Source organism: Pseudothermotoga hypogea DSM 11164 = NBRC 106472 (assembly GCF_000816145.1).
GTDB classification, from domain to species: Bacteria; Thermotogota; Thermotogae; order Thermotogales; family DSM-5069; genus Pseudothermotoga_A; species Pseudothermotoga_A hypogea.
The window spans coordinates 416,744-431,832 of the sequence record NZ_CP007141.1; the positions used below are offsets into that span (position 1 = coordinate 416,744).

Annotated in this window: 13 protein-coding genes; 4 read left to right on the plus strand and 9 right to left on the minus strand. The window is 49.4% G+C overall.

Annotated elements, in window-relative coordinates; translation table 11 throughout:
* Window position 1 precedes the first annotated feature (1 nt).
* A complete protein-coding gene (locus AJ81_RS02225) occupies window positions 2–1,120 on the minus strand; it encodes a sodium ion-translocating decarboxylase subunit beta (protein WP_031503679.1) in 1,119 nt (372 codons plus the stop codon).
* 25 nt (window positions 1,121–1,145) lie between these two features.
* Window positions 1,146–2,804, minus strand: a complete 1,659-nt coding sequence (gene hutU / locus AJ81_RS02230) for a urocanate hydratase (RefSeq protein WP_031503680.1) — start codon at window positions 2,802–2,804, stop codon at window positions 1,146–1,148.
* Between the two features lie 71 nt (window positions 2,805–2,875).
* On the opposite strand from hutU, the gene AJ81_RS02235 reads away from it, so the two are divergent.
* The 3 genes from AJ81_RS02235 to AJ81_RS02245 are packed head-to-tail and all read left to right on the plus strand — an operon-like array spanning window position 2,876 to window position 5,704.
* Complete coding sequence (locus AJ81_RS02235; RefSeq protein WP_231845404.1) at window positions 2,876–3,724, plus strand: fumarate hydratase; 849 nt, start codon at window positions 2,876–2,878, stop codon at window positions 3,722–3,724.
* Window positions 3,696–4,214: a FumA C-terminus/TtdB family hydratase beta subunit gene (locus AJ81_RS02240; protein ID WP_038059667.1), complete on the plus strand. Its 519-nt coding sequence runs from the start codon at window positions 3,696–3,698 to the stop codon at window positions 4,212–4,214. Before AJ81_RS02235 ends, AJ81_RS02240 begins: the two co-directional genes overlap by 29 nt.
* Window positions 4,211–5,704 (plus strand): methyl-accepting chemotaxis protein, encoded by a 1,494-nt coding sequence (locus AJ81_RS02245; RefSeq protein ID WP_031503683.1) that lies wholly within the window; start codon window positions 4,211–4,213, stop codon window positions 5,702–5,704. Before AJ81_RS02240 ends, AJ81_RS02245 begins: the two co-directional genes overlap by 4 nt.
* Here the strand turns inward: AJ81_RS02245 and AJ81_RS02250 are convergent.
* From AJ81_RS02250 to AJ81_RS02275, 6 genes are all read right to left on the minus strand, one after another.
* Window positions 5,689–6,648, minus strand: coding sequence for an ABC transporter ATP-binding protein (locus tag AJ81_RS02250; protein ID WP_031503684.1), 960 nt, complete (start codon window positions 6,646–6,648; stop codon window positions 5,689–5,691). The two genes, AJ81_RS02245 and AJ81_RS02250, sit on opposite strands and share 16 nt — an antisense overlap.
* Window positions 6,626–7,618, minus strand: a complete 993-nt coding sequence (locus AJ81_RS02255; protein ID WP_031503686.1) for an ABC transporter ATP-binding protein — start codon at window positions 7,616–7,618, stop codon at window positions 6,626–6,628. The genes AJ81_RS02250 and AJ81_RS02255 overlap by 23 nt, the downstream gene beginning before the upstream one ends.
* 6 nt (window positions 7,619–7,624) lie before the next feature.
* A complete protein-coding gene (nikC, locus tag AJ81_RS02260) occupies window positions 7,625–8,506 on the minus strand; it encodes a nickel transporter permease (protein ID WP_031503689.1) in 882 nt (293 codons plus the stop codon).
* A 21-nt stretch (window positions 8,507–8,527) separates the two neighbouring features.
* A complete protein-coding gene (locus AJ81_RS02265; protein WP_031503691.1) occupies window positions 8,528–9,538 on the minus strand; it encodes an ABC transporter permease in 1,011 nt (336 codons plus the stop codon).
* A gap of 65 nt (window positions 9,539–9,603) precedes the next feature.
* Window positions 9,604–11,178 (minus strand): ABC transporter substrate-binding protein, encoded by a 1,575-nt coding sequence (locus tag AJ81_RS02270; protein WP_038059668.1) that lies wholly within the window; start codon window positions 11,176–11,178, stop codon window positions 9,604–9,606.
* Window positions 11,179–11,379: 201 nt separating this feature from the next.
* Window positions 11,380–12,954, minus strand: coding sequence for an ABC transporter substrate-binding protein (locus AJ81_RS02275; RefSeq protein ID WP_031503693.1), 1,575 nt, complete (start codon window positions 12,952–12,954; stop codon window positions 11,380–11,382).
* 810 nt (window positions 12,955–13,764) lie between these two features.
* On the opposite strand from AJ81_RS02275, the gene AJ81_RS02280 reads away from it, so the two are divergent.
* Entirely contained in the window at window positions 13,765–14,415 is a 651-nt protein-coding gene (locus AJ81_RS02280; protein ID WP_231845403.1) for a histidine phosphatase family protein, read from the plus strand.
* Here the strand turns inward: AJ81_RS02280 and AJ81_RS02285 are convergent.
* Entirely contained in the window at window positions 14,400–15,089 is a 690-nt protein-coding gene (locus AJ81_RS02285; protein WP_031503696.1) for a hypothetical protein, read from the minus strand. The two genes, AJ81_RS02280 and AJ81_RS02285, sit on opposite strands and share 16 nt — an antisense overlap.

Consider the following 15,089-nt stretch of genomic DNA (forward strand, 5'->3'; position numbering starts at 1 on the left):
CTCACTTGAGTAACGTCAAGAAAACACCCGCAGCAACGGCTGAACCTATCACACCAGCAACGTTCGGACTCATCGCGTGCATCAGTATGAAGTTCGTTGGATCGACTTCGCTGGCGAGTTTCTGTGCCACACGTGCCGAATCTGGAACTGCCGAGACGCCCGCAGCTCCAATCAGTGGGTTGATCTTTTCCTTCAGGAACAAGTTCATGAACTTGGCGAACAAGATGCCTCCTGTGAGCGAGCAAACGAACGCGAACGCACCCAGACTGAATATCTTCAAACTCTCAGGCTTGAGAAAAATGTCCGCCCTCGCGGAAGCTCCAACGCACACCATGAGTATGATTGTCACCGTATCGAGTATGAACCTGCTCGCAGCCTCAACGAGCCTCTTCACGTTACCGACTTCCCTGAGAAGGTTACCAAGCATCAACATACCAACCAAGGACAGGGATTGAGGCACAAGGGCTGCCGAAACGATCGTGACCACTATCGGGAATACGATCCTTTCGAACTTGGAAACCTTCCTTGGAGGGCCCATCCTTATCATTCTTTCCTTCTTCGTCGTCAAGAGTTTAGAGACAGGAGGCTGCAAGATTGGAATCAAGGCTATGTAAGAATAAGCTGCTATGGCGACGGCAGAGAGTATCTCTGGAGCGAACCGACTTGCAACGTAGATCGTCGTTGGACCATCTGCACCACCAATTACTCCGATGGTTCCAGCTTGTTTCAAAGTGAAGCCTAAGGTCCTTGCGAGCATGAACGCGGTGAATATTCCGATTTGTGCGGCCCCTCCGAGGAAAATGGTTATCGGATAAGAGAGCATGAAGGAGAAATCTGTGAGGGCACCTATCCCCAGGAATATGAGCGGAGGATAGATGCCCTTGATCACTCCGTAGTTCAGATACCATAGAAGACCGCCCTCGTTCAGAATTCCGGTCAGCTGTGGCGGCACGTTTCCAAGTATTATTCCAAAGGAGATCGGCACCAGTAGCAACGGCTCGGCGTCCTTCTTCACAGCAACGTAGAGCAAAGCTGCGGCGACTCCGAACATGAGGAGGTTTCCAAAGGTGAAATGAGCGAACGCTGTCTGTTTCAACATTTCCAGGATACCTTGCAGCATCGCACAATCCTCCCAATCTTCATGATCACCCCATCATTGGATACCTCAAACCCTTCTTCTTTGCCGTTTCCAAAGCGATCTCGTAACCTGCATCGAGATGCCTTATGACCCCGATGCCAGAATCGTTCGTCAAGACTCTCTCGAGCTTCTGACGAGCCAAATCCGTTCCGTCTGCGACGATCACCATACCCGCGTGGATCGAATAACCAATACCCACACCTCCACCGTGGTGTACGGAAACCCAGGTGGCACCGCTGGCCGTGTTCAGCAAAGCGTTGAGAATGGGCCAATCGGCGATCGCATCGCTACCGTCCTTCATTGCCTCAGTCTCACGGTAAGGTGACGCGACAGAACCTGTGTCGTGATGGTCTCTACCTATCACGATGGGCGCCTTGAGTTCTCCCCTCTTCACCATTTCATTCATCGCAAGACCCATTAGCGTTCTTTCACCCTGACCGAGCCAACAGATCCTTGCAGGCAAGCCTTGCCACTTGACTTTCTCGTGAGCCATCTCTATCCACTTGCGTAGATGTTCATCCTCGGGGAAGAGCTCCAGAACCTTTTTGTCCGTCGCGTAGATGTCCTCAGGATCGCCCGAAAGGGCAACCCATCTGAACGGACCTTTACCCTGCGCGAACAATTCCCTTATGTACTCAGGTACATAACCAGGTATCTGGAAGGCATCCTTCACGCCATGATCGTAAGCGAGCCTTCGGATGTTGTTCCCATACTCGAACACCTTCGCACCCTGTTTTTTCATCTCAAGGATGGCGTTCACATGTTCGACCACGGATTCGTAAACTCTCTCGAGGTAGTCCTGTGGGTCCTTCTTTCTCAACTCCGCGGCTTCCTCGACGCTCAATCCCTTGGGAACGTAACCGTTCAAAGGATCGTGTGCTGCCGTTTGATCCGTCACGACATCTGGAATGATGCCCATCTTGACAAGTTTCGGATGGACCTCTGCCGCGTTGCCGAGCAGAGCAACAGATAAAGGTTTACCTTCTTTCTGCGCCTCTTTGACCAGTCTCAGTGCTTCGTTAAGATCATCAGTCCAGGTGTCAAGATATCCTGTCTTCAATCTCCTGTCGATCATTCTTTTGTCCACTTCCACGGCGAGCATGACACCGTCGTTCATGGTCACCGCCAGAGGTTGAGCACCGCCCATCTCACCGAGGCCAGCTGTGAGGACGAACTTACCTCTCAAAGTACCGTTGAAGTACTTTTGGGCCACGGCGTAGAAAGTCTCGTAGGTACCTTGCAGTATTCCCTGAGTTCCGATGTAGATCCAGCTACCTGCGGTCATTTGTCCAAACATTATCAAACCGCGCTCTTCGAGTTCTCTAAAGTATTCCCACGTGGCCCACTTTGGAACCAGAAGCGAGTTGGCTATCAGAACTCTCGGTGCCCATTCGTGCGTCTTGAACACCGCCACAGGCTTTCCACTCTGAACGAGCAACGTTTCATCGTTCTCAAGTTTTTTCAGCGTTTCAACGATCTTGTAGAAACACTCCCAGTTGCGCGCGGCTTTCCCGGTTCCGCCGTACACGATCAGATTGGCCGGATCTCTCGCCACCTCTGGATCGAGGTTGTTCATGAGCATGCGCATCGCTGCTTCTGTTTGCCAGCTTTTACAAGTCAGGGTATTTCCTCTCGGCGCCCTGATGATCTTTTGTTTTTCCACAATTTCCACACTTTCGACCTCCTTCGTCTCTATTGTATCATCTGAACTGAAACGGTACAAAGAGGTGAGTGTATGTGAAATTGCTGTTGATAAAGCACGAAGAGCTCGTGGGAAAGATTTCCCAAAAGATAATCGAAGCCAACAACATCATGCGCGAAGAGATCTTTCAGCAAGTTCTCTCCTACGAAGGTCCTTTCTGTGACGTGCTGCGCAGGAATGCCGAGGTGGCAAGGACCAAAGATCTTCCTTTATGTCAGGACACAGGATTCGTGGAGTTCTTCATCTTCATTCCGTTCAACGCGATTTTCGAAAGACCCATACAAGAGAGTTGCGATGAGGCTGTCAAGAAGGTTTACTCCTCCAAGCCTTACCGTCACTCCATTGTGACCGATCCACTCTACGAACGTAAAAACACTCGAACCAACACGCCTTCGATCTGCCACATCTTTCACTGGGACGAAGAAAAGGTGCAGATCAGGTTGCTGATCAAGGGCGGGGGGAGTGAGAATCTGACAACGCTCTTCATGTTGTCGCCGACAGCTGGCGAGGAGGAACTCATGGGGAAAATAATCGAACACGTCGCACGGCACGGTTCGAAAGGTTGTCCGCCCCTCAGAGTTGGTGTGGGCGTGGGTGGGAGTGCAGACAAGGCCATGTTACTTTCGAGGCTCGCACTCACTTACAGTTTAAGCGATGTAAATCCCGATCCACGTTACGAATCGCTCGAACGACGAATTTCGGAGAAACTGAACCAGCTGAGAATAGGTTTTCAGGGCCTTGGAGTTGGTCCTACGATCTTCTCTGTTCACGTTCTGCAGGCACCAACACATATAGCAAATCTTCCTGTCGCCGTTTCGTTTGACTGTTATCTCTCCAGGATTGGGGTGGTGGAAGTTGAACCTGTTAGAATTGAAAGCAGGTGAAAGAATTAACTACACAGGTGCTATGATTGTGATGAGAGACGCTGCACAAAAGAGGATTGAAATGCTTCTAAGAAAGGGGTCAAATGTGCCTATCGATCTAAAAGGAAAGATTGTTTTCTACGCTGGACCAACCAGAATCGTGGACGGCAGGTTCTCCATAGGTCCAACGACGAGCGAGCGAATGGATAGATATGTGAAAATGCTTTTCGAACTCGGAGTCCTGGCCACCGTCGGGAAAGGTCAAAGGAGCGAGATAGCGAGAAAGCTCTGTCGAGAATACCGCAGGATATACTTTGTCGCACCGAGTGGAGCCGCGGCGGCACTCTCGGAGCATGTTGAAAACATAGAACTTTTGGCCTTTGAAGATCTCGGGACCGAAGCAGTGTACGAAATCCAGGTGAAAGACTTTCCTCTCATAGTGGCCATTGACTCTGAGGGCAGCGATATTTTTGAGCTCATAAAATCTACTAATGGAGGCGATCGAACGTGAGACTTGTAATTATTACTGTTGCTGCAGTTGGTGTTGTCTCAGTCTTGTGGGGCTTTCCATCGTCACAGTTCGTTGTCGCAGGCTGCTTCGTCGCTCTGGCGGTAGTATCGATGATCCACCGCATCAGGCATACCGAGAATGTGACTCAGGACACAAACAACGAGAGAGTCTTCGAAGAGATATTCACATCTGCAGACACTTTGAAACAAGATGCTCATGAACTCGGTGACATCTCGAAGCAAGCTCAAACTATGTCCGCAGATCTTTCAGTACAATCGAAGAAGATCTCCCAGCTGATCCAGTCTTTGACAGCCGCTCTGGAGGAAACATCTTCCAGTGCGAGCGAGATCGCGAGAACCGCAAAGGTTGTGGGAGAGGATACGCAGAGGATGCGTCAGGATTTCAGCTCGTTCGAACTGGAGGTGAAGCAAATACACGATGCCTTGCTCGAACTTTCGAAGGAAAACATCGAAACTTTCGAAAAACTGAACGAACTTCTCTCATCCATGGAGAATCTCAGGGAGAAAACTGGAGCGATCGTGCAGGCTGTTCAACTGATCAGGAACATTTCAGAGCAAACAAACCTGCTTGCTCTCAACGCAGCGATAGAGGCAGCGCGCGCGGGAGAGCATGGCCGAGGTTTCGCCGTCGTCGCAGAAGAGGTTAGGAAGCTCGCCGAACAGTCGAAACAGTTCGCCGGTTCAATAATTGAGAACGTGCAAGCTGTTGAACAGGCGGTCACCGATTCGGTGAAGAAGAACGAGGAAGTTGCCAGGACGATGAAAGAAACAGCTCAGACGAGTCAGACGTTCGCCGAGAAATTGGGAAAGTTCAAGGAACAGGCAGGTAGTTTCGCAAGGACTTTAGAAGAAATAGTTCATTCCATAGAGAGTCAGGTCACCTCCACGCGAGAGATCGAGCTCGCAGTGAACAGCAACACCAACGCCGCATCACAGCTGATGGAATTCAGCATGGAGATGGAGAAAAATGCAACATCTCTCGAGAAGGTGGCTTCCCAGTTGGCAGAAAAGGCCCAGATTTTGACTCTGAGATCGCTCAAACTCAGAAGCTTAGCCGGGGCAAGATCATGGATCATGCAGCGTGTGAAAGAACTCTCCGAGTTGTTTGCAAAACCTGAGTGTCAGAAGCTCGACTGGAACGCCTTTGAACCCATTGCCAAACGCTTCCTCGCAGAAAAACAAGGCATCTACGAAGCTGCGTTCATAGCCGACAGCGAAGGAAATTTCATCACCACGACAGGCACGAAGGGTTCCATCAAAGACAGAAACTATTTTCATCGCCTGAGGAACAGCGATCTTGAATGGACCATGTCAGATCCGATACGTTCGCGTGCAACAGGCAACATGGTCATCACAATCGCCTTCGCGATCCGTGAAAATGGCAGATTCAAAGGCATCGCGGGTGTGAATTTGAACGTCGCCAAACTGGAGGAACAAGTCGAATTTTCTACAGCTCAAGCGCAAAAGTGACATCTGCAGAAGTGACCCGGTGATACTTCAACGAGTTTCGGTTCCTCAACCTTACACATTTCAACGGCTTGGGTACACCGCGTGTGAAAGACGCACCCGGACGGAGGGTTGGCTGGATTGGGTATCTCACCCCTCGGGATCGATCTGATGCGTCTGCCCGTGCCGAAGGAGGGTATCGAATCGAGCAGGGCCTTCGTGTAAGGATGCGAGGCCCTCTCGAATATGTCCTGCTTTGAACCCATCTCCATAATCTTTCCAAGGTACATGACGACGACGTGTGTGGCCATGTGGTCAACGACTGCCAAATTGTGCGTGATGAACATGTAGGTCAAACCAAACTTCTCCCTGAGTTCTTTCAACAGGGCGAGCACTCGAGCCTGAACCGACACATCCAGCGCAGACGTCGGTTCGTCCAACACCAGGAACTCTGGCCTTAGAACCAGCGCCCTGGCGATCGCTATCCTCTGTCTCTGACCTCCCGAGAACTCGTGAGGGTATCTGAACATGTGCTCTTCGCGCATACCGACGAGCTCGAGAATTTCCTTTATGCGAACGTAGATCTCATCAGAACGCATTTTGAAGTGGATCTTCAGACCTTCACCAACGATGTCTTTGACGAGCTTTCTTGGATGCAACGAGTTGTAAGGATCCTGCTGAACTATCTGCATTCGCCGCCTGAACTCGAGGAAATCTTTCTTTTCAATTTGTGTGATGTCGCGTCCATCGTAAAGTATCTTTCCAGAGGTGGGTTCGATGAGTTTGATCACCGTTCTGCCAAGCGTGCTCTTACCGGATCCCGATTCACCGACCACTGCAAAGATCGAACCTTTTTGTATTTCGAAAGAAACGTCGTTCACCGCTTTCACGTAGATTGGCCTGGAGAACATGGACTTTCTGATCTCGAAATACTTCTTCAACCCTTCAACTTTCAGCAACACTGCCATTTTGATCACCCGCTGCGTAGAGATGGCATGCCACAAAATGGTTCTCAGAGACTTCTATCAGGTCGGGAAGTTCGACCTTGCATCTTTCAAAGGCTTTTTGGCATCTTGGATGGAATCGGCAACCACTGGGTGGATCGACCAGGTCTGGAACCACACCAGCGATCCCTTTGAGTTCCTTTCTCTGTCCAACGAGTGGTATCGAGTCGATCAAACCGACCGTGTAAGGGTGAAGAGGACGCGCGAATATCTCATCGCTCTTCGCCACTTCAACTACGTTCCCGGCGTACATAACCGCGACCCTGTCACAGAATTCCGAAGCCACCGCCAGATCGTGAGTAATGAAGATGACGGCGTTCTTACCGACTCTCACGAGGTTATCGAGCAACTCAAGGATCTGCGCCTGAATCGTCACATCGAGCGCCGAAGTGGGTTCGTCGGCTATCAGCAACTTGGGTTTCACCGCCAGTGCCATAGCGATCATCACCCTCTGCGCCATGCCACCGCTCAGTTCATGAGCGTACAGATTCATCGTCCTCTTCCAGTCGAGTCCCACCATCGTGAGGGCTTCTGGAACCAATTGATAGGCATCTTTTATTGGTATGTTCTGACTGTGCGCTATCGCCTCGGCAATCTGAAAACCCACCTTGAAAACAGGGTTCAGCGCCGCAACGGGTTCTTGGAAAATCATGGAAATGGACTTTCCCCTGACTTTCTCCATCTCCTCCTCAGGCAGGCTCAACAGATCTTCGCCGAGAAATTCAACTTTACCACTCGTTATTTCGCCGGGTGGTTCTATCAACCTCATGATCGACAACGCCGTTACGGATTTTCCACAACCGGTTTCACCAACCACTGCAAGCCTTTCTTCCTCGTTGAGCCACAATCTGACACCGTTGAGCGCCTTTATGACCCCACGATAGGTGTAGAACACCACTCTCAGATTTTCTACGTTCAGGAGAGATCCGCGCACCTTCGATCACCTTCGCAGTCTCGGATCGAGAATGTCCCTGATGCCATCACCCAAAAGATTGAATCCCAAAACCACTAAAGCTATGAAGAGCCCAGGAAAGGTGGCAATCCACCAATGGTTTATCAGATAGCTTCTTCCATCGCTGACGATAGCACCCCATTCGGGTGTTGGTGGTTGGGCGCCAAGACCAAGGAATCCAAGGCCTGCCGCAGTGAGGATGATCGTTCCCATTCTCATCGTTAGTTGCACAAGAATCGGTGAGACGCACATGGGTAGAACGTGAAAGAGCAGAATTCTCAAATCGCTCGCACCAACAGCTTTCGCTGCCTCCACGAATGGTTGGGACTTCACGCGCATCGCTTCTGCCCTTGCCAGCCTCGCTATGACCGTCCATTCTACGAGCGAGATCGCGATGATGGCGTTGGTCAAACCACGGCCAAGGACAGCAGACAGCGCCATTGCGAGTATCAGCCTTGGAAAAGCCAGAAAGATATCAGTGATTCGCATGAGGACTTCATCGATCCAGCCACCGAAGTATCCCGCGACGATACCGATCGCTGTGCCTATTGTTCCGCTGATCACCGTCACAAGCAATATGATCCAGACCTCGATCCTTGCACCGTACAGCACTCTGCTCAGTATGTCTCTGCCGAACTGGTCCGTTCCAAAAAGAAACTGTCGGCTCGGTGGTTTCAACCTGTTAACCAGATCCACTTTCACAGGATCATAAGGTGCAAGCACCGGTGCCAAAAGGGCCATGATGAGAAAACCGATGACGATGAACGTTCCAACCATCGCAAGCTTGGTTCTTCTCCACAGATAAAGGCTGTGTTTCCAATCTTCAATTATCGGTTTCCATCGCGAAATCTCCGTCTTCTCAACCTGCATGTTCTCCAACGAAACCACCTCTCAAATCCTCATTCTCGGATCGAGCACTGCATACACGATGTCCACCACGAGATTCACGAGTGAATATATGATCGCAACGAACAACGTGCCACCCATTATCGCAGGGTAGTCGAGCACAAGGAGTGCGTTCACAATGTACCTGCCCAGACCGGGCCAGCTGAAGATCGTTTCTGTCAGTACAGCACCCTCGAGCAAGCCTCCAAACGTGAGACCCACGATCGTTACAACAGGTATGAGAGCGTTCCTCAGAGCATGTCTGTATATAACAAGGCGTTTGCCTATACCTTTCGCTTTAGCGGTCCTGATGAAGTCCTGCCGGAGAACGTCGAGCATGCTGGCTCTCGTTATCCTGGCAATCGATGCAGTTGCCGAGTATCCCAAAACGATCGTGGGCAAGACGAGGTGAGCCAGGGCATCCTTGAAAGCCTCCATGTTACCCGAAAGAAGCGAATCGAGCACCAACAAACCTGTATATTTCGTTGGGGGTGTTACGAACAGACTGAGTCTTCCTCCTCCGGGTAACCAACCGAGGCGGAAATAGAACAGAAGCAGTAGCAAAAGACCCGTCCAGAACACTGGCATGGACACACCGAGTATCGAGAAAACACGGGAGAAATGATCTATGAATTTGTTCCGATAGACAGCCGACAATATACCCAGCAGGATACCCAGAACGATCGAGAGCAGCGTCGCCGATATTGCAAGTTCAAGAGTGGCTGGGAAAAACTCTGCGATGTCTTTGACCACGGGTCTGTTGGTTTTCAACGATGTGCCAAGATCGCCCCTCAACAAGCCAGACATGTAATCGTAGAACTGATTGATCAATGGTTTATCAAGGCCGAGTCGTCTTCTCAAGTCTTCTACTAATTCAACAGGTGCGTTTCCCCCAAGAATCGCTCCAACCGGATCTGCAGGAATGACTTTGGAAATCACGAACACTAAGACGGAAACTCCGAAAAGGACGAGCAACATCAGAAAAAGCCTTTTAATTATGAAAGACGCAAGCTTCATGCGACTGAGTTGACCTCCTTAGAAGAAATTGAGAGCAAGCGGCCGGCCTTCACCGGCCGCCAGGATCACTTCTTCCTTATTTTCGTGAAGTCAAACACGAGTGTGTAACCTTCACACGCTTCCTCAAACCCCACAACGTCGTTGCTCACCGCCCAGAATCCCACGGGCTGGTACAGCATGACGAACGGGCTTTTGTAGATCCAGTACTCTTGCAATTCCTTGTACAACTGCGCACGTTTTTCAGGATCTTGTTCAATTCCTGCTTTCTCCGCAAGGTCTGCCGCATAATCGTCGTACCACATGTTTCGCCATGCGAGTTGCTTGACTCTGTAGTTCGCAAAAGGTTTCGCCAGCGCATCTGGATCTGGATAGTCTATACCCCAACCCGCTATGATCATCTGATGACCTTGCTGACGATATTTCTTGTACATCTCTCCCGATGGCATCAAGGATATGTTCGCTTTTATACCTATCTCTGCCAGGTTGGCTTGCACGATCACAGCTTCGTTCCTTCTGATCTCTGTGGTGCTCGTTATCAATTCAACTTCAAAACCGTTTGGATAACCTGCCTCAGCAAGAAGTTGCTTCGCTTTCTCTACATCCCTCTTGAACGGGTTCAACTCGATGTAACCGAAGTAACCTATTGGCATGAAGTTCTGGTTCAAAACAGCAAAACCTCTCATGACAGAGTTGATTATCGCATCATAATCGATCGCGTATTTGATCGCCAAGCGCACTCTCTCATCCTTGAATGGACCCCAACCGACGTTCATTGCGATGTACTCGTTGGACTGCTCAGGTGTCGTGACCAGTCTGATGTTGGATGGCTTCGAGTCTCTGAGCTGTGCTGCCTGTTCCGTCGTGATGTTCCATGCTACGTCCACGTCACCCCTTTGAACCAGCAGGAACTGTGTCGTTTCCTCGGGGACATCGCGTATGATGATCTTCTTGAGCGGTGGTTGACCACGCCAGTAGTTCGGGTTCGCTTCCATCGTGATCATTTCTCTACGCTTCCACTCGGTCACCACATAGGGACCTGCTCCTGCTCCGATGGATTTGTCTGTCAGGTACGCTTCGCCAAGATCTCCATTCACTTCGTTCGCAAGCACGAGTTTCTTGTTCACGATTCCTCCCCATGGCGGTGCAATGATAGACAAAACGATGTTCGCTGCGAGAGGCTTGGTCTTGAGAACAACTGTATGGTCATCCTCTGCGTAGATCGTTTCTTCCATGTTCTCAGCGGTCAAACCGAGCTCTTCGAACAACCATGCTGGAGATTTCCTTATCTTCAGTACCCTTCTGAACGAAAACACAACGTCTTCTGCCGTGAGAGGATCTCCATTCGAGAACTTGAGCCCTTTTCTCAGGTAGAACTTCCACACGGTACCGTCTGGAGAAACCTCCCAGCGTTCTGCGAGCTCCGGAACAGGAGTCAGAACACCGTTGACTGGCTCGATCTTGGTTAAACCAGAATAAGCAGCGGTGACCACTGCGGCGGCAAAGGTCTCATAACACACAGCCGGATCGAGCGTGATGAAGATCTCCGTGTTGGCAGCGATCACGAGCGTGTCCTTGGGCGTCTTCGCATATGCCACAAAGAGTGTGAGAGCTACGAGTGCCAGCACTAAAAACCTCTTCACAAAAATCCCCCCTTCGTCTTGGTTTAAATGTACTATACCACATTTGGCCACAGTTGTTCAAGTTACTCTCATGAAAAGACATCCATCAATCCAAGCAGACGATATGCCATGACCTCAACCCGGTGCACTGAACGAAAGCTTCAAACAAAACAAGAACACGATCAAAATCCTCTCAAGATGGTACGACCCAGCATGAAACTTTTACTGCTTCTCGATCTTGATGAAATCGAAGATCATAGGATAACCCTGACAGGCCTCTTCAAAATGCAGAACATCCTTGCTGACAGCCCAAAAATTAATGGTTTGGTACAGCATGACGAACGGGCTTTTGTAGATCCAGTACTCTTGCAATTCCTTGTACAACTGCGCACGTTTTTCAGGATCTTGTTCAATTCCTGCTTTCTCCGCAAGGTCTGCCGCATAATCGTCGTACCACATGTTTCGCCATGCGAGCTGCTTGACTCTGTAGTTCGCGAACGCTTTCGCGAGATTGTCAACGTCTGGATAATCTGGAGGCCAACCCGCGAGGACCAACTGGTGTCCTTGCCGACGATATTTGGCGTACATTTCACTCGCTGGCATGATCGTTATGTTAACCTTTATGTTTATATCCGCAAGGTTGGATTGAATGACAACAGCTTCGTTCTTTCTGAAATCGTATGGCGCTATTAAAAGTTCGACTTCAAAGCCATCGAGATAACCTGCCTCAGCCAGCAGTTGTTTTGCTTTCTCTAAATCCCTCTTGTACGGGTTCATCTCGACATAACCAAAGTATCCAATCGGTACGAAATTCTGGTTGAGCACCGCAAAACCTCTCATTACGTTGTTTATTATCGCATCGTAATCTATGGCGTACTTGATGGCCAGCCTGACTCTCTCATCAGCCAACGGGCCCCAACCAGCATTCATACCAAGATATTCGCTCGTCTGTGATAAAGTGGTCACCAGTCTCACATTCGGCAGTGGGTTGTCTCGAAGCTGAGCCGCTTGTTCTGTCGTTATGTTCCAAGCAACATCAACGTCTCCTTTTTGAACAAGTAAGAACTGAGTTGATTCTTCAGGAACGTCTCGAATTACGATGTTCTTGATGCGCACTGAACCAGCCCAGTACCTCGGATTGGCCGTCATCGTCACGACCTCATTCCTTTTCCATCCCAAAATGACGTACGGGCCGGCACCAGCATCGACAGATTTGTCCTGTAAATAAGATTCTCCAAGATCACCATCGATTTCATTCGCAAGCACAACCTTCTTATTAACGATTCCACCCCAGGGAGGAGCGATGACCGAGAGAAGTATGTTTGGAGCCATTGGTTTGGTTTTCAAAACGACCGTGCGTCCATCAACGGCAACAATGGTTTCGTTCATGTTCTCTGCCGTCAACCCAAGCATCTCAAAAAGCCATGCAGGAGATTTTCTGATCGTTAAAACTCGTTTGAAGGAGAAAACCACATCTTCTGCCGTAAGAGGATCTCCGTTGGAAAACATCAAGCCGTCTCTCAAATAGAAAGTCCAGATTGTACCGTCTGGTGAAACCTCCCATCTTTCGGCAAGATCTGGTACGGGTGTTATTACACCGTCAACAACTTGCAATTTCGTTAGACCGGCATACGCAGCCCTCACAATCTGTATAGCAAAGCCTTCGTAACACGCGGCTGGATCCAATGTGGTGAAGATACCAGTGTTACCTGCGATAACAAGCGTGTCTTTGGGTGTCTTCGCATAGCCCACAACGAGCACGAAAAGTACGAGTGTAAGTAACAAATACTTCTTCACGAAAATCCCCCTTTCGTCTTGCCTTAACTTTACTATACCATAGATCACACTTGTTTAACGTATTGATTAAAAACAGACATTGCTTGAAATAGACAGGAAGGTGATCCTTTTGTCTTCAGCCACGAGAAGACAAACGAACTCTCTCGAATAGAAGGCTCATGTTGTTTTGACACACTCACAGTTTTCTGGAGCGAATGGGATTCTTTGTAGCTACTCTAACTTCATGCCCACAGAGGTTTACGCCTCTAATGAGTGCCAATCCCGCTCCTACTCCTGTGAAACCCAAACCCACAGACATCACACTTGTAGTTTCTGCCCTTTGGATTGTTCATATTAGAACGTGCAGCCATAACATATCACAAAGCTTTTTTGCCATTTCCGAAAGGGAAAACTTGATGGGTTGTTGTTTCTGTCAGTGGATGAGAATGTCCATTTTCTGCGGTTTTGTTACGCTGTCCACAGCTGTAGCTTCTTCAAAGCTGAAAACGCAACCCCACATGCCGAATGGAAAATTCCCATGATTAAAAAATTCTACCAACGGTTGACCTTCCCGCTTCTCCTTTCCTGACCTGCCAAAACGCTGGTATCCCCAAACTTACACATTCCACGAATGTTACTCAGGATCTGTCGAGTCGTAAGTGTTTTCACCATCGAACTTAGCCTACAGAGTGATCGATCTCATGTCAACATCATGAGTATATGCGTTTCTCATCCATTCGGCTCGATCTACAACTATTGGTTCATAGATAACATACAGCATGTTTCAGCAACACAAAAAACTCAACTGTGAAACGAGAGGGGGTCTTCATTATGGATATAATGGATCGTGATCAGCGACACAGGACGGTGGTAGACTTGAAAATCTTTCTCGTTCGCCATGCCAGAACGGATTGGAACGATCTGGGTTTATGGCAGGGTAACTGCGATGTTCCGCTCAACCGGGCAGGTTTCGAAGAGGCTCGAAAGATCGCTGAAAGATTTTCGAAACAGAACGTGCAGATCGTTTATTCGAGCCCGCTGTCAAGGGCCCACCAGACCGCGAAGGTCATCAGTGAGATGCTTAAAGTTCCTGTCGTGCTGGACGAAAGATTGAAAGAGTGCGAAATATCCCTATGGAACGGCTTGACGATGCAAGAAACGCTGCAGAGATTCGAAAGAGAGTATCTAATCTGGTCTACCGATCCTGCCGCTCAGATAGACGGAGTCGAATCTCTGCAGAACGTTCAAAACCGCATCGTTCAGTTCTTCAATGAATTACTTCAAAAGTCCTTCGAGTCGGTCGTTGTGGTGTCGCATGCCCTATCACTGCGCACACTGATCTGCTGGGTTCTGAGGCTATCCTTGACCGAGCACAGGAACTTCAAGCTCGACAACGGCTCTGTAAGTTTGATCGAGTTCCAGGACAGAATAAGGTTGGTTTATTTGAACGATACTTGCCACTTGGATCAGAACAATCTCTGACTCGCCTTCGGACCTGGGGTTTTATCGTACGCTTCAGTAGGCCAAAATCTATAAACATACTCGTACCTGTCCGTCCTAACACTCGGATCCCTGGGCACGTGGAAAAGATCGTGCACCGCCGTGACGTAGTTGTAGAAATCAGTGCCCCTCGGTACCAATTCGACGATCACGTTGAACATGACACTGTAACCACTCATCTGGTCGTAGAACAACAACGTTGCCCGTGGATCTTTCAGAACGTTCTTGTAGCTTCTCTTGTAAAACATCTCTATGATGGAGAGAACACTTCTATCGAAAACATCAGGATTTTCGTAAAGCTCTAAAAGGAAATTCACTCTTTCTCTGAAGGTTTCGTTGACACCTTTTTGTCTTGCAAGGTCTATGAGTTCCATGGCTCTGCTCGCGAGCCTTGCAAGGTGCTCTTCTTTCGGCACCAAGCCAAGGCCCTTGATACAACTGTTGATGGGAAATTCTTCCTCGTCTGAAAACGTCGACATGACGACCGTGTGTGGTGAGAAGTTGGGAACACCCTTCTCCAAACCGAGAAAGATCTTCAGACTCTTTGTTCGAGTCTGGATCTGCCAGTTGAAGAACTCCCCGTCCAACTCATGGAGTTTGTAAATTCTCTCTTGCCCACGAACCGTTAATCGGACCGTACCGTTTTCGATCCTCAC

What these genes read in the sequence shown, in the direction of transcription:
- AJ81_RS02225 (WP_031503679.1), bottom strand. Translation starts at nt 1,120, where the DNA reads ATGCTGCAAGGTATCCTGGAAATGTTGAAACAGACAGCGTTCGCTCAT.
- AJ81_RS02250 (WP_031503684.1), bottom strand. Translation starts at nt 6,648, where the DNA reads ATGGCAGTGTTGCTGAAAGTTGAAGGGTTGAAGAAGTATTTCGAGATC.
- nikC (WP_031503689.1), bottom strand. Translation starts at nt 8,506, where the DNA reads ATGCAGGTTGAGAAGACGGAGATTTCGCGATGGAAACCGATAATTGAA.
- AJ81_RS02265 (WP_031503691.1), bottom strand. Translation starts at nt 9,538, where the DNA reads ATGAAGCTTGCGTCTTTCATAATTAAAAGGCTTTTTCTGATGTTGCTC.
- AJ81_RS02280 (WP_231845403.1), top strand. Translation starts at nt 13,765, where the DNA reads ATGGATATAATGGATCGTGATCAGCGACACAGGACGGTGGTAGACTTG.